We start from the raw sequence: 19,005 nt of genomic DNA on the forward strand, positions 1-19,005 counted from the left end.
GATTAGTGTAACCGAATTAGCCCAACTCGACTCCGATTTTATCCTTCCCTCCCGCACTCACCATATCGACGGTTTGACATCCTCACAATCAGATTAGAATACAGATAAAAATTTTGACTTTGCTGGTATCAGATGCGAGTTTTGCTGCCGATTCTCTGTTTATGTCTAGGAATAGGGGAATTTTTCCTCAATCCCCCGATTAGTCTGGGCAATTCCCTTCCCGCAACCACGGCAACCCGAACGGAAACCCGTTTGCTGCTGAATTTAAAAAAAAGACGGGTTTTTGTTTACCAAGGACAGAAAATAATTGCTTCTTACCCAGTGGCGATCGGTCGTCGGGGTTGGGAAACCCCGACGGGACAATTTAGGGTGATTCAGATGGTGCGGGAACCGGTCTGGGAACATCCTTTCACCGGGCAACTGGTGCCATCGGGAAAAAACAACCCTTTAGGGGCGCGTTGGATCGGATTTTGGACCGATGGAGCGAATTTTATCGGTTTTCACGGTACACCGCAAGAAAATCTCATCGGCCGGGCCGTCTCCCACGGTTGCGTCAGGATGCGCGATCGAGATATAAAGGCTTTATTTGAAAAGGTACAAATCGGCACTTCAGTGATAGTAATCGCTCAATAGAAACAATGGGGAAAAAATGTCACATTTACGAACACTTTACCCGATGATGTCGAGAGAGCCGTCTTAACCAGTAATTTAGATAGTCAACAGTTTAAAATGAGAGAAACTAAGCCAAGAGGATAAGCGGTGAATATTATTGAACTAATCGGGATCGTGGCGGGAATATTAACCACTGTCTCTTTTTTACCCCAAGTGATTAAAACTTGGCGTTATCGTTCGGCTAAGGACTTGTCCCTAACTATGTTTATTTGCTTTTGTCTGGGGGTTTTTCTTTGGCTAATCTACGGGATTTATGTGAGCAGCAAACCGATTATTGTCGCTAATTTTGTTACTTTTATCTTAGCGGGGACAATTCTCTATTTTAAGATTAAATATGATTAAATTGACAATCCCTTGCAGCCCTCTTGGCTCACGTCAACGAAGGCAGCAGGCGGTTGGCAGGAGGCCGTGTCAACTTAAAGAATTTTGTGTTAAGATATTGATACCCAGTCTAGCATTGTCAAAATGTTTGTACTAGAATACAAAGTTAAGCCAAAACCTAATCAGATAGAAGCCATTAACGAAGCAATACGGACAACCCAATTTGTTCGGAATAAAGTCCTGCGTTATTGGATGGATAATCAGGGTGTTGGCAAAACCGAGTTATTTCGATACAACACAGCATTAAGGAAAGAGTTTAAATTTGTTGATGATTTAAACTCCCATGCTTGCCAGACTGCCGTAGAAAGAACCTTGCGGGCAATTACTCGGTTTTACGATAATTGCCAAAATAAAGTTAAAGGAAAGAAAGGCTACCCTAAGTTTAAAAAACATTCCCGTTCCGTTGAGTATAAAGTATCTGGATGGAAGCTATCAGCAAATAAACGTCATATTACCTTTACAGATAAAAAAGGTATTGGCACTCTTAAACTGATTGGTTCTAGAGATATTAATTATTATCAACCAGACCAAATTAAACGGGTAAGAATCCTTAATCGTGCCGATGGTTATTATGTGCAGTTCTGCATTAAATTAGACCCCAGAGACACCGTTAAGCCTTTAACACCTTCCCAGAAAGCCACTGGGATTGATGTGGGATTAAAGTTTTTCTTAGTAGATAGCGAAGGCCATCAAATTGATTGTCCGAACTACTATCGAAAAGCTGAAAAACAATTAAACCGATTAAATAAAAAAAAGTCAAAGAAATACCGCAAGGGTAAAAAACAATCTCGTAATTATCACAAAGCTAGAAAGCGATATGCTCGGAAACATTTAAGAGTAAGTAGGCAACGAGAAGAGTTTGTCAAGAGTGTGGCACTCCGTTTAGTTAAGTCTAACGACTTAATCGCTTATGAAGACTTGAATATCAAAGGTATGGTCAAGAATCGTCATTTAGCCCAGTCGATAACCGATGCAGGATGGTCTGTTTTTAGGCAATGGCTAGAGTATTTTGGGGACAAATACGGCAAGTTAACTATAGCTGTCTCACCTCATAATACGTCTCAAAATTGTTCTAGTTGTGGACAAAAAGTCGAAAAGTCGCTATCTACTCGAACCCATGTTTGTCCTCATTGTGGATATACAGATTGTCGAGATAGAAACGCCGCTTTAAACATCTTGCAAAAGGGATTAAGTAGCGTGGGGCGCACGCAAACTTTAAACGCTTCGGGAGAGATTCCCTCTTGGTTGGTTGGAGAAATCCTGCTTGCTAACGGAGACTCAATGAACGAAGAATCCCCGTCTCTTTAGAGCGGGGAGCGTCAACATTTAGACCAAATTTGGGGTCAAGAAACTTGACATCCTCGCCGCCGTAAACGGACGGTGATTCCCAAACCTCACGATTTGGGTTTCTGCTTCTTTCCCTTGCGGGGTTCCGCACCTGCCTTAACAGATTTACTCTGTTCTGGTCTTATGGTCGCTCTACAGACTGACACCGCAAGCCCTGCGGCCAAAATATTTTTACTAGCGTTAATATCTCGGTCATGGTGTGTTCCACAGTCTGGACAGTCCCATTCTCGAATATTTAACGGCATTTTTTCAGCAATATACCCGCAATTACTACACCTTTTAGAACTAGGAAACCATCTATCTATTTCGATGTAATTTCTCCCATACCAACGGCATTTATAGGCTAATTGTCGGGTTATTTCTCCCCAGCTTACATCAGATATTGCCTGAGATAATTTCGGGTTTTTGACCATATTCTTGACGGCTAAATTCTCAACCACAATCGTTTGGTTTTCACGAACTAATTGAGTGGTTAGCTTATGTAAATGGTCTTTTCTGCTATCGGTGATTCGAGCGTGAATCTTGGCTACTTTGATTCTTGCTTTTTCCCGATTTTTTGACCCTTTCTGTTTTCTAGAAAGATTTTTTTGGTCCTTTCGCAGTCTCCGATAATGTTTCTTAAAATGCTTGGGATTAGATACTTTATCGCCGTCGCTGGTAATTACTAGGCTACTAATTCCTAAGTCAATTCCGATGGCTTTATCAGTTGGGGGTAATGGCTGGATTGTTGGGTCATCAAATCTTATTGAGATATGCCAGCGTCCTGATGGATGTAATCTGACTGTTACTGTGCTTGGTTCACAGCTTTCTGGGATTTGTCTTGACCATCGAATAGGTAAAGGTTCTGTGCATTTAGCTAAATAGATTTGTCTGTCTTTGAATTTAAAAGCAGACTTGGTAAATTCGGCACTTCCTCCTTGATGTTTTTTCTTAAAGTTAGGATACTTAGTACGACCAGCAAAGAAGTTAGTAAAAGCTGTTTGTAGGTGTCTTAACCCTTGTTGTAAAGGTACACAGCTTACTTCATTGAGAAAGTCTAATTCTTCTTGCTTTTTCCAATCGGTCAACATTGAAGAAGTTTGAGCGTAGCCTACTCTTTCTTGTCTTTCATACCAAGCTTGTGTTCGTTCGTGGAGAGCTTTATTGTAAACTAATCTTACACAGCCCAATGTGCGCCGCAATAGCGACTCTTGTTCGGGTGTTGGGTAAAATCGAAACGAGTAGGCTTTTTCCATGTCTCACATTTTAGCATATATTTCGTAAATGTGCTAATATTTAACAGTAAAGCCGTCGTAGAACGACGGGGTTTCAGACCCAAAATTTTCGATGACTCAACCGCAAGCGCAACGCATCCTCTACGTTAGACTCCCCTGTAACCCCATTTTCCCCATCGGTGTCGTTTACCTTTCCGACCACGTTCATAAACTATTCCCCGACATCGAACAAAGGATTTTTGACCTTGGCACCGTCCCCCCCTTAGACTTTAACCAGGCACTCGATCGCTGTGTTGACGAATTTCGGCCGACCCTGCTAGTATTCTCCTGGCGGGATATTCAAATATATGCCCCCGTCGGTGGTCGCGGTGGCAATCCCCTGCAAAACGCCTTTGAATTTTACTACGCTAAAAACCCCCTAATCAAGCTGCGAGGTGCTTTAGGAGGTTTAAAGGTGACAACAGCCTACTACGGCGAATTATGGCGCAATCAGGCACTAATTCGCCGCGGGTTGCAGCGGGCCAAAAAATACCATCCCGAAGCGCGAGTTATCGTCGGGGGTGGTGCCGTCAGTGTTTTCTACGAACAACTAAAAACCAAACTGCCCATAGGAACAATTGTATCAGTGGGAGAAGGGGAAACCCTGCTAGAAAAATTCCTCTCCGGCCGGGACTTTAGCGATGAACGTTGTTATGTCGTCGGAGAAACCACACCCCGGCCGCGTTTAATCCACGAATCCCCCACCCCCTTAGAAAAATCCGCTTGTAACTACGACTACATCGCCAGTATTTGGCCGGAATTTTCCTACTATTTCCAAGAAAACGACTTTTATATCGGGGTACAAACCAAGCGCGGCTGTCCCCATAACTGCTGCTACTGCATCTATACCGTCGTCGAAGGGAAACAAGTACGCATTAATCCTGCCGATGAAGTAGTTAAGGAAATGCGCCAATTATACGACCGCGGCATTCGCAATTTCTGGTTTACCGATGCCCAATTTATCCCCGCCAGAAAATTTATCGACGATGTAGAAGAACTATTAGAAAAAATCCTCGATGCTGGGATGAAAGATATCCGTTGGGCTGCCTATATTCGTGCCGATAATCTCACCCCGAAACTGTGCGATTTAATGGTAAAAACAGGTATGAACTACTTTGAAATTGGCATCACCAGTGGTTCTCAGGAATTAGTCCGCAAAATGCGGATGGGCTATAATTTGCGGACAGTTCTGCAAAATTGTCGGGACTTAAAAGCGGCCGGTTTTAATGATCTGGTTTCGGTAAATTATTCCTTTAATGTTATTGATGAAACCCTGGAAACTATTCGTCAAACTATCGCCTATCATCGGGAATTAGAAAACATTTTTGGAGTCGATAAAGTGGAACCAGCCATCTTTTTTATCGGACTACAACCCCACACCCATCTAGAAGAATACGCCCTCAAAAAAGAAATTCTTAAACCCGACTATGATCCCATGAGTTTAATGCCCTGGACAGCCAAAAAACTGCTCTGGAATCCTGAACCTTTGGGGTCATTCTTTGGCGAAGTTTGTCTGCAAGCATGGCGACAAAATCCCGATGATTTTGGACGGGAAGTGCTGAAAATTTTGGAAGCAAGACTAGGGAAAGCCGATTTAGAATCCGCTTTAACCGCACCGATAGAAACTAAGGAAAAAGTCTTAACTCCTGCTTAAAAATTAATTTTAGTCAATCCCAAGGCAGCAATTAGCGTTACCATGAGTCTGAAATCAGGAGATGATCAAAATTCCTTTACTGGTAACTGCAAAATGACCGACCATCGCCCCCATTGGCTAGAATTAGCGGAATATATCGCCCTAGTATTAACCCTGCTTACCCTTATCGCCATGGGTGCGGGGTTTTTGCCTTTGTTCCTCCTAGTAGTGACTTTCGGGTTGAATATTCTCAATCGTCTCCGAGAAAGAACCCTACAACGTCAACGCTTAACTGAAATGACCGGTCATTTACAGGATCAGTGGGAAGAAGAAAAAGAAGCTTTATCAGCACAAATACAGTCCCTCAGTCCCGCGGTGGCCAGCGATAACGCCCGTGCGGTCGCAGAATTAGAGGAGAATATTCTCGCCCTCGAACAGTCCTACAATCAAATTATTCAATACATCAACCGTAACGCGCTGCTGGAACGCATCGAACATCTGGAAAAATCCTACGGTCGCTTACACAGAGAGATTTTGCCGATTAACGAAGAATCGGCGGATATTACCGCCACAAAAGCGGAAAATGAGCCACAAGTCACCCTACCCGCCCTTAATTTAACTCCCACTTCCACCCCCGTCGATATACCCCATTGGCATTATTATCGCCGTCTGGCCGCCCATCGGGAAATGATTACAGCGATCGCAATTACCGAGGATCAACGGTTTTTAATGAGCGTTAGTTGGGATCGTACCCTAAAAATCTGGGATTTTGCGAGAGGAACCCTGATTAATACGGTTGAAGCTCATGATCAGGGCATTTTAGCCCTAGCAGTCACCGGAAACGGCGATTATCATCTAGCGACGGGAGGATTCGATCAAACCGTTAAATTATGGACTTTAGCCAGCGATGCCAATAATCTGGAATTAAATCAAATTTTCCTCGGTCATCTCGGTTCGATTCACGGCCTAGATTTTGCCCCCCGTTGGCATTTTTTGGTTAGTGGTAGTTACGATCAAACCCTAAAACAGTGGAATTTAGAGCAGGAAACCGAAGAATTTAGTTCCTATGACAGTCTGGGGGCAATTTATGCCCTAGCAGTGGCTCCTAATCAAGATTTTATCGCCGCAGCTGGAGGTGATGGCACTGTCACCCTCTGGCAATTAGGATCGGGAGAAAAAATCGCCGTCTTATCAGGTAACGTTTCTTCGGTGCAGAGTCTTGCGATCGCTGCCGATGGTCAGATTATTGCCGCCGGTTGTGTGGATGGTACGGTGAAAATCTGGCAATACGATCGAGAGAAAAGCGGTCATTTTGCGCCAATTCGGGTGATCAATGCCCATAATGGTCAGGTGACAAGCTTGGTATTCGGAGAGGAGGGTCAATGGTTATTTACGGGGGGAACCGACGGAGAGATTAAAATCTGGTTAGCTAATTATCAACAGGCGATCGCAACTCTCAGCGCCACCAATGAGCGATCATCGCCAATTTCCAGTTTAGTTCTCAGCCCCGATTATTGCCACCTAGCGGCGGCGGCGGCCGACGGCAGCATCACCATCTGGGAAAATATCACTTAATGGTCGATCGAACTAGAAAAATTGTATAATGTAATGTCCCGGACTCGGTCGGGCCAGTTTGACCCGAAGAAAAAGTGACTGAGTTAACTGTCGTTTCTGCCCAATAGTTGTCAACCCAGATCATTACCCATAGTAAAAAATTCAGAATGAAGACTCCAACAGATCAAAGATTTGATTACGTCAAAATCGGTTTAGCGTCCCCCGAGAGAATTCGGCAATGGGGAGAAAGAACCCTACCTAACGGTCAAGTCGTCGGAGAAGTAACCAAACCAGAAACGATCAACTATCGGACTCTTAAACCGGAAATGGATGGGTTATTCTGCGAGAAAATTTTTGGCCCCTCCAAAGACTGGGAATGTTGGTGCGGTAAATACAAACGCGTCCGTCACCGGGGAATTGTCTGTGAACGTTGCGGGGTAGAAGTCACCGAGTCGCGGGTACGTCGTCATCGCATGGGTTTTATCAAATTAGCCGCCCCCGTCACCCACGTTTGGTATCTTAAAGGTATTCCCAGTTATCTCAGTATCCTGCTCGATATGCCCCTGCGGGACGTGGAGCAAATCGTCTATTTTAATGCCTATGTGGTTCTCGATCCGGGCAATGCGGGCAATCTTAGTTATAAACAACTCCTCAGCGAAGATCAATGGTTAGAGATCGAAGAAGAAATCTACGCGGAGGACTCGGAATTAGTCGGCATTGAAGTGGGTATCGGGGCCGAGGCTATCCAAAGACTCTTACAGGAAATTAACCTGGAAGAAGAAGCGGAAAGACTGCGGACGGAAATTGTCGAAAGTAAGGGGCAAAAACGAGCAAAATTAATTAAACGTCTCCGGGTAATCGATAACTTTATCGCCACGGGTTCTCAGGCAGAATGGATGGTTTTAAGCGTAATTCCCGTGATTCCACCCGATTTACGCCCGATGGTGCAGTTGGACGGCGGCCGTTTTGCCACCTCTGACCTGAACGATCTCTACCGTCGGGTGATTAACCGCAATAACCGTTTATCCCGTCTGCAAGAAATTCTCGCCCCCGAAATTATCGTCCGCAACGAAAAACGGATGTTACAGGAGGCCGTCGATGCTTTAATTGATAACGGTCGTCGCGGTCGCACGGTGGTGGGGGCCAATAATCGCGCCCTGAAGTCTTTATCGGATATTATCGAGGGTAAACAGGGGCGTTTCCGTCAAAATCTCCTCGGTAAACGGGTTGACTATTCGGGACGTTCGGTTATCGTTGTTGGTCCGAAATTGAAGATCTATCAATGCGGTTTACCCCGGGAAATGGCGATCGAATTGTTCCAGCCCTTCGTTATCCATCGTTTAATTAAATTAGGCATCGTCAATAATATCAAGGCAGCCAAGAAAATGATCCAACGGGGGGATGCCAATGTTTGGCACGTCTTGGATGAAGTGATCACGGGACACCCGGTGATGTTAAACCGCGCTCCTACCCTGCACCGTTTGGGCATTCAAGCGTTTGAACCGATATTGGTGGAGGGCCGGGCGATTCAGTTACATCCCCTCGTCTGTCCCGCTTTTAACGCTGACTTTGACGGGGACCAAATGGCCGTACATATTCCCCTCTCCCTGGAAGCACAATCGGAAGCGCGATTGTTGATGTTAGCTTGTCATAATATTCTCTCACCGGCGACCGGTCGCCCGATTGTTGCCCCTTCTCAGGATATGGTTTTGGGTTGTTATTATCTCACGGCCGAAAATCCCAAGGCCCAAAAGGGTGGGGGTCGTTATTTCGCCAGCATGGATGACGCTATTCGCGCTTTTGATCAGGGATTGGTGGATCTACACGCTTCTGTGTGGTTGCGTTTACCCGTCGGAGAAAAGGTGAAAACCAATAAACCCGATGAGGAAGTCCTGGAAACGGAAACTCTCCCCGATGGCAGCATCTGGAAATATTATCGGGAGCGCAAAACCCGCGAGAAGGATGGTCAGATAATTTCTCAGTATGTGCGTACTACTGTAGGGCGAATTATCTACAATAAGACGATCCTAGAAGCTTTAGTAGTCTAGAGAGAGATTCCCTTAGGGTGGGCATTGCCCACCTTAATTTTTAGGCTAAAGCGGCAATACATTCTATTTCCACTAGCACATCTTTGGGAAGACGGGCCACCTCCACACAGGCCCGGGCCGGGGCAGTTTCCGGGGGGAAATAACGGGCATAAACTTGATTCATCGCCCCGAAATTGGCTAAATCCGAGAGAAAGACGGTAGTTTTCACCACATTTGACCAATTAGCCCCAGCAGCGGTTAAAATGCCCTCTAGATTGGCCATAACTTGTTCGGTTTGGGCGCTAATTTCCCCGGAGACGATTTCACCCGTGACGGGATCTAGGGGAATTTGTCCCGCAACAAAGAGAAAAGGACCGGTAGCGGCGATCGCTTGATTATAGGGACCCACAGGGGCCGGAGCTTTATCAGTACGGATGACCTGATTATTCATGGGCAGGATAGTTAAAAAAGATGACATTGAATCAATTGAATATTTTCCCAGTTTTTCGAGCGCTTGCCGTTAATTTTCGCCGGTTAGGGGGTTTAATTTTGACTAAGCGATCCTGTGAGAAATAAGTCAACATTATTAAGAATCACTCAAATGGTAGCTCAAGCTGCTTAAAGTTTGGGTAGTTATCTATGTCCTTGTTTTCTTGCATACCCTTATCACCGACAGCGCTACAAACTTCTCCCCAATCAGCAAAATATTCGTCAAAGTATCTGAAAGGATATTGGCTGTACTTTTCTATATCTTCTCTGGTTGGTTTTCGTCCTATTTTTAGCGCTATATCTCTGACTTCTAGCTGTAAAGTTTTTTTAGAAACATCATATTTTTGTTTTTTAATGCGATTAACTCTACTATTTTTAGCCTTAGGAATAATATCTCTTTTAGCAAATGGATCAACACCATTTTCTAACTCTGTATGTCTTTGTTCAGCTAAAGAATGATACTGCTCAGAAATTTCAATGCCAATGTATCGTCTGTTCATGATAGAGGCAACCAGAGTAGTTGTACCAGAGCCATTAAAGGGGTCTAATACCAAATCATTTTCCTCGGTAAATATAGTGAGAATACGTTTCATTAGTGTTGGAGGTAGTTGACATGGGTGATCTACACGTTTTGAATTATGCTTTAGTCTATGAATGTCCCACCATATATTAGTTAACGGTTCTCTATCTACTGTTTTATCTTTATTTCTTTTTTTGATACATTGCTCTCTAATACAATACCATTCTTTTAAAGAAAAATTATAATCATAAATACTTTCATTACTAATTTTTTTAATTTCTGATCTACCTTTGCCTAGGCACAAAATACCATAATGTGCAGGCATTATTTGTCTTACAGGAAGACTAAGACTTTCCCAAACTATCCAATTTTGAAATTCTAAAACTCCTTGGCTAAATTCATAGTATTTAGCCAAGTATATAGGAATATTGAGGAGTGCTAGAGTTTTTCCATTCTTTAATACTCTAGCCAGTTCATTGACCCATTCAATACACCACTTTATGTATTGATTATTATCCTGACAATCATTCCATATATCATATTTTTTTTGGATATTGTAAGGAGGATCGGCAAAAACAAAATCTATTGAATTATTGGGTAATAATCGTAGATAATTTAAGCAATCATCATTAATTAGTAGATTGCTTTTAATCAAATTACTTGGTTGTTTGTATATGACATTATTAGTTGTATTTTCTAGAGGTTTTATTTTTTGATTATTGTCGATGGTGGCAAAATAATTTTGTAGATCTATATAGTACACAAATTGATATGGTTCTAACCCAAAAAGATCCTTTATTCTTTCAAGAATATCTTGAGGTATTTTTTGATGAGAATAACTTATGTCCCTCCACACATCTGACATTAATGTTCCCAATGGACTATATAAATGTTTTTTACCTCCATAATCTTTTGTCGTTTTATTACAGGAGGGACAATAAGAATACTCAATTAAAGTTTTATTATGCTTTAAAGGTGAACGGTATTTAGTAAACATCGTCAAAGATACATGGTTGTCTAACATATAGCTCTCATCCATTAATGCTTGACTTCTTTTGATAGCAACCCATAGCTTGAAATATGTAGATTTTTCTAAAAACGATATGACTTGACAGGCAATTTCTGCATTGGACAATATACACAATACACTTTTATCATCTAATTCATTTGCAAAACTAATTAAGTAATCTTTAAGATTAGATATTTCTTTGATTTTACATTGTTTAATAGTCGGAAGATGAAGAAAATAGACATTAGAGTTTTTGCCTATATTTTGATAATTATCTTCTAACGCAGAGGGCTGTATTTCAATAATTTTTAGTGGTAGACAATTTTCACTTTTGTGGCTCATTTTTAATTGAATACTCCATAGTTTTAGCTAAACGCTTAAGATCATTTTCACTAAAGTTAACAACACAGTCACTAAAATCAATTAAGTCTTGTATAAAAGAACTTCTGTCAAAATTTCCCGCTCCATCAACTACATAAGCAACCTTATGGTGCTGTCTGTTTAAAATTTCTCGTCTATCTCTAGCCAATTTTTCTTTCCTTTCTACAACACTGTTAGTAGTAAATTGAAATGATACTTCAATACCCCAGTAAGGTGGTCGATCATGAGGTGGTATTCCCACTATATCAAATTTGGTTAGTGTTCTACCCTCATTTTGACTTATTCCTGGTATAGATTTTCTAGAAAAATCCCACTCAGGTAAATATACTTTCAATTTTTCTCTAATGTATTCTTGAGCAAGCTGACCCATTTTATTCGATTTTGCTCCCCCAGTAATTTTACTAACCCAGATGTAACGATGCTTAATATATTCTTCCAGAAGTCTAATGTTACCTATCATAGCACCAATAATACATTTTTCTTCTATTTCATCAGGAACATTTATAGAGGTTGCCAAACCACCGAACATTATTAGCATAATAACATCTCGGATTTCTTGGCTAAGAGAACAAGGTTTTAATATCCCCTCCCCGTCTAATCCCAAATTTTTATTATTCCATGTAGCTCTATTTTTCAAAGAAACAAACTGGTATTGATAAATTTTGTCTCGAAATATAAACTCAAAATCTTTAGAATAAAAATCCCTAGAAAGTTCTGAAGAGAATCGTTTTAAATTTTCTCCACCAATATCAGATAGAACACAGAGATGTTTTAAAAATAGATTAGGATAAAGTTCATCACATAAATCTAAGGCTGTTATCCATGAGAATGGGTCTTTAGATGCTATTCTTAATATACTGATAAAACTTTCTTGAGTTCGTATTAGTAAGGGAATTATACTAGATAGTTTTTCTTTTTCTGCTAATTCAACTGGCCAATATATCAAGGCAGTTTTCTTAAGATCGCTAACATTCATATTTTTCTTGATCTTGAATTTCTATAAGTTTAAGTTTGTAGAAGCAACTAAGGGTACTTTATTAAACAATAAAGCACCCTTTTAATTTAGCTTAGAACTCTCCTTTTAAAGCGGCATTACAGCGCTCGCAAATAGTGGGATCATCGGCAAATTTTCCCACTTGAGTGGAATAATTCCAACAGCGATCGCATTTTTCGCCGTCTGCTTTGACAATTCCCACCGAAACAAAGTCCGATTCTCCTTTATATTCTGCGGTTTGAATCGCGCTAATATCACTAACTAATTCCACTTGAGAGGAGAGAAATAGATAACGCAATTCATCGACTTTATTTCCCGTTAAACTATCACAATTGTTGAATAATTCTAACTCCTGTTGTAAGCTTTCATCGGGAACATAAAGTAAAACTTTTGCCTCTAAAGAAGCACCGATCGCTTTATCATTTCTGGCAGTTTCCATCACCTTATTAACTTCGGTGCGTAGCTGCCGGAATTTCGCCCATTTATCGGCCAATTCGCGATTATTCCAAGCAGGATCGATGTTTAGCCATCCTGACTCAAATACCGATAAATAAGGAGTTTTGTAGGGGAGAAATTGCCAGATATCTTCCGCTAGATGAGAGAGGACAGGAGCGATCGCTTTAGCGAGATTTTCTAAAGCAATAGCATAGACTGTTTGACAACTGCGACGACGGAAAGAATTAGGATCAGAAATATATAAACGATCCTTAGCGATGTCGATATAAAAGTTAGATAAATCGACAACACAAAAATTCTGTACCGTCTGGAAAAAGCGGAAAAATTGGAAACTTTCAAAAGCTGCCGTAACTTCCGTAAACACCTCCGAGATACGATGTAACATATAGCGATCGATCTCCGGTAGATCTTCATAAGCTACCGCATCCTTAACGGGATCAAAATCATTTAAACTCCCCAGTAAAAACCTGGCAGTATTCCGGATTTTATTACGGATATCTACCAACTGTTTAAGAATATTTTGACCGATATTCACATCATTGGTATAGTCCACCGAGGACACCCATAACCGAATCACATCCACCCCATAAGCGGGTTCTTTTTTCTGGTCTTTACCACCATTAATGATCACATTGGGATCGATGACATTCCCCAGAGATTTACTCATTTTTCGTCCCTGTTCATCCAAAACAAAACCGTGAGTTAACACCGTTTTATAGGGAGCAATACCATTAGCAGCGACACTGGTTAATAAACTCGATTGAAACCATCCCCGATGCTGATCCGATCCTTCTAGATACATATCCGCAGGATAACTTAATTCTGGTCGAGCATTAGCCACCGCATTCCAACTAGAACCAGAATCAAACCACACATCCATAGTATCCATTCCCTTGCGATAACTGCGACCATTATCGCGATAACTGGGAGGTAACAATTCCTCTACCGATAACTCCCACCAAGCATTAGAACCCTTGACCGCAAAGATAGCTTGAACGTGATTAATCGTCTCCTCCGTTAACAGAGGTTCATTCGTTTCTTCGTCATAAAAAACAGGAATAGGAACCCCCCAACTGCGCTGACGAGAGATACACCAATCGCTTCTTTCACTAACCATAGAAGTGATGCGATTCTTACCCGTTGCAGGAATCCAACGCACCGAATCAATTGCTTCTAAAGCTAATTCCCGGAATCCTTCCACGGAAGCAAACCATTGTTCTGTTGCGCGGAAAATTGTCGGTTTTTTGGTTCTCCAATCGTAGGGATATTTATGCTGATATGCTTCTTCTTTAAGTAAGGCACCCTTTTCTGTCAGTGCTAAAATTATTGCTTCATTAGCATCTTTCAAGACATTTAAACCCGCAAATTGTCCCGCTTCTGCGGTGAAATTTCCCTGATCATCCACGGGAGAAAGTATCGGTAAACCGTAACGTTGACCGACGATATAATCTTCCTGACCATGGCCGGGGGCCGTGTGAACTAATCCAGTGCCGGAATCGGTGGTGACATAATCCCCACCGATGAGAATAGCACTTTCTCTGTCAAACAAAGGATGACGATATTTAGTATGTTCTAATTCCAGACCTTTAACCGTTGCTTTAATCGTCAAAGTCCTGTTAAAAGTGTCGGCCAATTTTTCGACTAAATCCGTCGCTACAATTAGATAATTAGACTCGCTAGTTTCCACCACTGAATAGTTTAATTCTGGGTTTAATGCGACGGCTAAATTCCCGGGTAAAGTCCAGGGGGTAGTCGTCCAGATAGCCACGGATAAATTAGGCAAAAATGGCGTTAAAACCGGGGTTGAAACTGATGTAATCGGAAAAGCAACATAGACACTCCTGGAAGTGTGACCTTCGGGATATTCTAATTCGGCCTCAGCTAAAGCGGTTTGAGAACTGGGACTCCAGTGAACCGGTTTTAGTCCCCGATAAATATAACCTTTTAGGGCCATTTTTCCGAATACGGCAATTTGAGCGGCCTCGTATTCGGGTTGTAGGGTTAAATAGGGATTTTCCCAGTCTCCCCAGACTCCATACCTTTTGAAACCTTCACACTGTTCTTTTTGCGTTTGAAGGGCAAAATCGTGGGCTTTCTGACGTAATTTCAAAGGGGTTAGACCCTCTTTTTCCGAGCTTTTGAGACTTTGTAAAACCTTCAGTTCGATCGGCAACCCGTGACAATCCCAACCCGGCACATAGCGCACTTTGTAGCCTTGCAGCAGTTTATATTTATTGATAATGTCTTTGAGAATTTTATTTAAAGCATGACCGATATGCAGAGACCCGTTAGCGTAGGGTGGTCCATCGTGGAGAATAAATAATTCTTTGGGGTTATTTTGCGCTAATTTCTCATATATTTGCTCATCTTGCCAGAATTTCTGGATTTCTGGCTCACGTTTACTGGCATTTGCTCGCATATCAAAGTCAGTTTGAGGCAAATTAACGGTATCTTTGTAACTTTTAGCGTTGGACATTCTGGCAAACCTATGGATATCAATCGTTTTCGGGATTCATTCCTAAATAACGTCCCTTTGAGAGTCGTTATCTCTATTCTGTCACATAACTGTAATACAAATATTACAAGTGACAATCATTGATCTATAAGTCTAGCGAGATTGAGTCCAAGAGCAATGATTCCGAAAGGCTATAATTCAGTTATTCGAGGATAGGGAGTATGAGGACCATGGTGACGAATCCTAATTTTTTTTATGTCTCTCCAGAAGTGTATCTAGAAGGGGAAAGAGTCAGTCCGATCAAGCACGAGTACCGAAAAGGACGGATTTATGCGATGGTAGGGGCAAAAAAGCCGCATATCGTTTTATCGGCCAATTTAGCCAAGGTTTTAGGTAATCATCTCGATGATAGTCCCTGTCTTGTTCTCACTTCCGATATCAAAGTCCGGTTAGAGGAGGCAAATTGTTATTATTATCCCGATATTGCGGTGGTTTGTGACGAGAGAGAGATTAACAATACCGATGATTTTATTCTCTATCCCGTTCTGATTATTGAAGTATTATCGAAATCTACGGAATCCTTTGATAGGGGTGATAAATTTAGCGATTATCAAACCTGTCCCACCTTAAAAGAATACATTCTTATCCATCAAAACCAGAGGAAAATTGAATGTCACCGTCGCGAGGATTCTGGAATCTGGAAAGAACAGATCTATGAAGCCGGGGATGCGGTAGAATTCACCAGTGTAGGATTCCGGGGATCGCTCGCTTCTATCTATCGCAAAGTCCCCGGTTTGGTATGATTACAATTCTTTTTTGACTTCACTTAATTACTGTCATAATATTTCTCAAAAAAAGAGGAGAAAAAAGCAAGTTCTGCCCTTCTCTCCTCCAGTCTAGCGATTAATTACATTGAAACAGCAGTGAGTAATTTTTTACTATTCACCGCTTTAGTAAGCACCGTTATTTTTGGGAAAAACCACAACACCGATAGTTCTGAAGATTACCCAGATATCGGTTAACCAGTTACGCGAATTAACGTAATACACATCCATCTGCACCCGCAGGGGATAGGGTATGTCATTACGTCCCGAAACTTGCCATAAACCAGTCAAACCGGGGCGAATAGTTAAAACTTTGTCGATGCGATTGCCATATTTCTGCAATTCTTCGGGAACTAAAGGCCGCGGACCGACGACGCTCATATCTCCTCGCAGGACGTTCCAGAATTGGGGAAACTCGTCTAAACTGGTTAAGCGGAGAAACTTGCCAATCCAAGTTATACGGGGATCGTCCTTAAGCTTGAAATTATCCTCGAATTCCGCCCGCAGTTGGGGAGAGTCTTCCATCAGTCTCTCTAATACCTTATCCGCATCCATTACCATAGTACGGAATTTAATACAGTTGAAATGCTGGAAGTTTTGACCGACGCGCTTCTGCACATAGAAGACCGGACCGGGGGAACTAATCGCGATCAATAAGGCTAAGATTAAATAAAGCGGCGAAAAGAAAATTAGAACCGATAGGGAGAAAACGATATCGAATAATCGTTTTGAGGTATCGCCGTCTAAAGCTATTAACCAAGATTTTTGATGCCGTCTACCAGAGACCGAAGGTTTGAACCCTCGCTTCATCAAAGCTTGTAGAGCCTTGACGGAGATAAGTTGGCTATTAGCAGTCATCTTACTCCTTCACATCACACACACCACACAGTACCCATGATAAAGCCACAAGACCGAAAAAACAAGTCTTCAGTCCAATAAATGGCACTGGCAATTTTAGAGCCTTTGTACTGAAAAATCTCTAATTAGGGTTTGCGGCAAAAAGTTTGTTGGTGGGGTTAGGAGTCAGTAGTCAGAATTCAGGAGATTATTTTATTTATTCTCCCCGCTCCCATCTCCCCCGCTCCCCGCTCCCCTGCTCCCCGCTCCCCTGCTCTCCTATACCTTTTAAACAGGATTTAGTATTAAGCTAAGACGTATTTAAACCGCTTATTCTTAGATTAGCCGAATCTCCCCCCCTTGCCCTACCCCGACGTGGGGGTTGGGGGGTGTTGCCCTTTGCAAGAGTGCAAGAGTGCAAGAGTGCCTCGTCTCAACAAGCAATTTAAATTACGAACAGCTTATAGGACGTTTTTGAACCACCAAAAATTAATTATGCAAGAGGTTTAATAAATAAAAGGGCATCATTTGCTGATGCCCTGTGGCTGAATATTTAAGTAGTTAAGGATTTGATCCTAAGGATGAAGTATGCTCTTGTGTGCGCTCGTCTCCTGACTCGGAGAATTCTGACTCCCGAAAACGAAAACTTTATACTTGATCATCGGAAATTTTGGGTCTGAAACCCCGCCGTTCTAGGTTGGCTTTACGTTAGAATTAAAAGGCCAGTCTCGAAAACCAAGTGGACGGCGCAGCACCTTGAAAACTCGGCTTAGGGGGTTCCGACCAGAAAAGCTTGGCCGGGTAAAAAGTCGCGCGCAACAAGTACAAGAAGCTATAGGCGGTCAACGTACCGTGGGACACACGGAATCGGGCTTCTGAAATGGGGCGAAAGTCTGTGGACTCTGTGTAAGACAGTACATGGTTTTTTAACTGTGGTATGCGACGGTGGTGGAAGCAGAAACTTAAATCGTGAGGTTTAGGAATCGCCGCACTTTTAGGGCGGCGAGGATGTCAATAAGATAAACCCCCTTCTTAGGCGGTGCGTTTTTTTATACTACCTAGTTCTCGAATGCCTAACCAACCGATTAAACTATAGCAAATCGATAGCAACATACTTTGAATACCAATTCTTAACCACTGTTTCAAAGCCTCCAAGTTAGCTTGGCTTTCCGCCTGTTTTCGTCGATCTTGCAGCTGAGTTTGTAGCTGATTTTTGATCTGATCTAATCGCTGTTTAAACTCCGGTGGTTTTTTGGATAAATCCCGTAAATTAGTTAATTGGTCTCTTTGTTGACGGAGGGTCTGTAACTGTTCCGTGTTGATCGGTTGTCCTTGGAAACGACCAGTTTCAATTACTTGATTTCTCTGAGAGATCTCCTGTTCTAATAGTTGGGGATTTTGCGATAGAGTATTTAACTGGGCTAAGAAAGCTTGAATTTGTCCCTCCCCTTGGTCAACACCCTGTTCAATTTGAGTCAAAGCGTTGTTTTTAATCTGGTTGATATTATTGATATGAACAGGAATCATCAACAGAAAAACTAAGCCTAACAGTGCAGAAAGCCAAAAGATCGGCCAACGCAATTCAAAGCGGGATTTTCTAGGAATGACATCTCTATTGTTAGCGTCAATCCAGTAAGCGATTAAAACGAGAACGATACCCAGGAGAGGAACAATTCCTCGATCGACAAAGGTGGTGACGAACCCTACCTGCCATTGGGATTGACTGAATCGATAGGGCAGCGGCAGGATAAACCCATCCAAAAGGAAGGAAATAATGAAAACCAATCCCGTTAATTTCAGGGACAAAGAAGTAAAGCTGTTCATCGAAAAACTGTATCTGAAACCCCGCCCCTTAGCGATAGCGGAGGGCGGCTTTATATAAGTTAGCGAGAAACAATTAAACCGTTAGAACGACGAATTAACTGAATCTTGCTAACAGCTATCTGTCCCAATCGTTTCCAACTGGTATCGCTTACAGATAGCTGTTTTTCGGTATCTCCACTGACATAACCAATTCCTTTGGGAGAAGAAACTAAATCTCCTTTACGGAACCCATGTCCTGTGGTAGAGCCACCATATTTACGTCGTTTACCACCTTTAGAAAAAACCATCAGGTGAAGTTGACGACGACTAATAGGAGGACGTTTGATGACAGCAAAGGGAGCCTTCGTTA

At 42.1% G+C, this 19,005-nt stretch carries 14 protein-coding genes and 1 pseudogene; 7 read left to right on the plus strand and 8 right to left on the minus strand.

The window, feature by feature from the left end:
- Nucleotides 1-132 precede the first annotated feature (132 nt).
- From H6G48_RS12915 to H6G48_RS12925, 3 genes are all read left to right on the plus strand, one after another.
- Nucleotides 133-633 carry a L,D-transpeptidase gene (locus tag H6G48_RS12915; RefSeq protein ID WP_079207483.1) on the plus strand — a complete coding sequence of 167 codons (501 nt, stop codon included), beginning with the start codon at nt 133-135 and terminating at the stop codon, nt 631-633.
- Between the two features lie 126 nt (nt 634-759).
- A complete protein-coding gene (locus tag H6G48_RS12920) occupies nt 760-1,014 on the plus strand; it encodes a SemiSWEET transporter (protein ID WP_079207481.1) in 255 nt (84 codons plus the stop codon).
- 123 nt (nt 1,015-1,137) lie between these two features.
- A complete protein-coding gene (locus H6G48_RS12925) occupies nt 1,138-2,361 on the plus strand; it encodes an RNA-guided endonuclease InsQ/TnpB family protein (protein WP_190722103.1) in 1,224 nt (407 codons plus the stop codon).
- Between the two features lie 86 nt (nt 2,362-2,447).
- Here the strand turns inward: H6G48_RS12925 and H6G48_RS12930 are convergent, their stop codons facing one another.
- Nucleotides 2,448-3,635 carry an RNA-guided endonuclease InsQ/TnpB family protein gene (locus H6G48_RS12930; RefSeq protein WP_190722104.1) on the minus strand — a complete coding sequence of 396 codons (1,188 nt, stop codon included), beginning with the start codon at nt 3,633-3,635 and terminating at the stop codon, nt 2,448-2,450.
- Nucleotides 3,636-3,726: 91 nt separating this feature from the next.
- Between H6G48_RS12930 and H6G48_RS12935 the strand changes: the two genes are divergently transcribed.
- From H6G48_RS12935 to H6G48_RS12945, 3 genes are all read left to right on the plus strand, one after another.
- The gene (locus H6G48_RS12935; protein WP_190722105.1) at nt 3,727-5,307 is read left to right on the plus strand and encodes a photosystem II high light acclimation radical SAM protein; all 1,581 of its coding nucleotides are present in this window, start codon (nt 3,727-3,729) and stop codon (nt 5,305-5,307) included.
- Between the two features lie 42 nt (nt 5,308-5,349).
- Entirely contained in the window at nt 5,350-6,861 is a 1,512-nt protein-coding gene (locus H6G48_RS12940; protein ID WP_190722106.1) for a WD40 domain-containing protein, read from the plus strand.
- A gap of 146 nt (nt 6,862-7,007) precedes the next feature.
- Entirely contained in the window at nt 7,008-8,888 is a 1,881-nt protein-coding gene (locus H6G48_RS12945; protein ID WP_079205989.1) for a DNA-directed RNA polymerase subunit gamma, read from the plus strand.
- 40 nt (nt 8,889-8,928) lie between these two features.
- On the opposite strand, the gene H6G48_RS12950 is transcribed toward H6G48_RS12945, so the two are convergent.
- The 4 genes from H6G48_RS12950 to ileS form a co-directional block, all read right to left on the minus strand.
- Nucleotides 8,929-9,345 (minus strand): RidA family protein, encoded by a 417-nt coding sequence (locus H6G48_RS12950; RefSeq protein WP_002771650.1) that lies wholly within the window; start codon nt 9,343-9,345, stop codon nt 8,929-8,931.
- 115 nt (nt 9,346-9,460) lie between these two features.
- The gene (locus tag H6G48_RS12955; protein WP_147069667.1) at nt 9,461-11,227 is read right to left on the minus strand and encodes a DNA methyltransferase; all 1,767 of its coding nucleotides are present in this window, start codon (nt 11,225-11,227) and stop codon (nt 9,461-9,463) included.
- Nucleotides 11,211-12,242, minus strand: coding sequence for a hypothetical protein (locus H6G48_RS12960; protein WP_190722107.1), 1,032 nt, complete (start codon nt 12,240-12,242; stop codon nt 11,211-11,213). Before H6G48_RS12960 ends, H6G48_RS12955 begins: the two co-directional genes overlap by 17 nt.
- A gap of 91 nt (nt 12,243-12,333) precedes the next feature.
- Nucleotides 12,334-15,192, minus strand: a complete 2,859-nt coding sequence (gene ileS / locus H6G48_RS12965; RefSeq protein ID WP_190722108.1) for an isoleucine--tRNA ligase — start codon at nt 15,190-15,192, stop codon at nt 12,334-12,336.
- A 209-nt stretch (nt 15,193-15,401) separates the two neighbouring features.
- Between ileS and H6G48_RS12970 the strand changes: the two genes are divergently transcribed.
- Entirely contained in the window at nt 15,402-15,974 is a 573-nt protein-coding gene (locus H6G48_RS12970) for a Uma2 family endonuclease (RefSeq protein ID WP_190722109.1), read from the plus strand.
- A 147-nt stretch (nt 15,975-16,121) separates the two neighbouring features.
- Here H6G48_RS12970 and H6G48_RS12975 read toward each other — a convergent pair whose 3' ends face one another.
- From H6G48_RS12975 to H6G48_RS12985, 3 genes and pseudogenes are all read right to left on the minus strand, one after another.
- Nucleotides 16,122-16,853, minus strand: coding sequence for an undecaprenyl-phosphate galactose phosphotransferase family protein (locus tag H6G48_RS12975; protein ID WP_002760967.1), 732 nt, complete (start codon nt 16,851-16,853; stop codon nt 16,122-16,124).
- Between the two features lie 1,011 nt (nt 16,854-17,864).
- On the minus strand, nt 17,865-18,656 hold the full coding sequence (locus tag H6G48_RS12980) for an HpsJ family protein (protein ID WP_190722110.1): 792 nt from the start codon (nt 18,654-18,656) through the stop codon (nt 17,865-17,867).
- Between the two features lie 59 nt (nt 18,657-18,715).
- A pseudogene (locus H6G48_RS12985) lies at nt 18,716-19,005 on the minus strand (RRXRR domain-containing protein); the annotation flags it as partial.

Origin of the sequence: Microcystis flos-aquae FACHB-1344 (assembly GCF_014698375.1) — a bacterium.
GTDB classification, from domain to species: Bacteria; Cyanobacteriota; Cyanobacteriia; order Cyanobacteriales; family Microcystaceae; genus Microcystis; species Microcystis aeruginosa.

Bases quoted from the DNA above. Each gene is read 5' to 3' on its own strand.
- H6G48_RS12915 (WP_079207483.1), top strand. From the start codon at position 133: ATGCGAGTTTTGCTGCCGATTCTCTGTTTATGTCTAGGAATAGGGGAA.
- H6G48_RS12925 (WP_190722103.1), top strand. From the start codon at position 1,138: ATGTTTGTACTAGAATACAAAGTTAAGCCAAAACCTAATCAGATAGAA.
- H6G48_RS12930 (WP_190722104.1), bottom strand. From the start codon at position 3,635: ATGGAAAAAGCCTACTCGTTTCGATTTTACCCAACACCCGAACAAGAG.
- H6G48_RS12935 (WP_190722105.1), top strand. From the start codon at position 3,727: ATGACTCAACCGCAAGCGCAACGCATCCTCTACGTTAGACTCCCCTGT.
- H6G48_RS12940 (WP_190722106.1), top strand. From the start codon at position 5,350: ATGAGTCTGAAATCAGGAGATGATCAAAATTCCTTTACTGGTAACTGC.
- H6G48_RS12945 (WP_079205989.1), top strand. From the start codon at position 7,008: ATGAAGACTCCAACAGATCAAAGATTTGATTACGTCAAAATCGGTTTA.
- H6G48_RS12950 (WP_002771650.1), bottom strand. From the start codon at position 9,345: ATGTCATCTTTTTTAACTATCCTGCCCATGAATAATCAGGTCATCCGT.
- H6G48_RS12955 (WP_147069667.1), bottom strand. From the start codon at position 11,227: ATGAGCCACAAAAGTGAAAATTGTCTACCACTAAAAATTATTGAAATA.
- H6G48_RS12960 (WP_190722107.1), bottom strand. From the start codon at position 12,242: ATGAATGTTAGCGATCTTAAGAAAACTGCCTTGATATATTGGCCAGTT.
- ileS (WP_190722108.1), bottom strand. From the start codon at position 15,192: ATGTCCAACGCTAAAAGTTACAAAGATACCGTTAATTTGCCTCAAACT.
- H6G48_RS12970 (WP_190722109.1), top strand. From the start codon at position 15,402: ATGGTGACGAATCCTAATTTTTTTTATGTCTCTCCAGAAGTGTATCTA.
- H6G48_RS12975 (WP_002760967.1), bottom strand. From the start codon at position 16,853: ATGACTGCTAATAGCCAACTTATCTCCGTCAAGGCTCTACAAGCTTTG.
- H6G48_RS12980 (WP_190722110.1), bottom strand. From the start codon at position 18,656: ATGAACAGCTTTACTTCTTTGTCCCTGAAATTAACGGGATTGGTTTTC.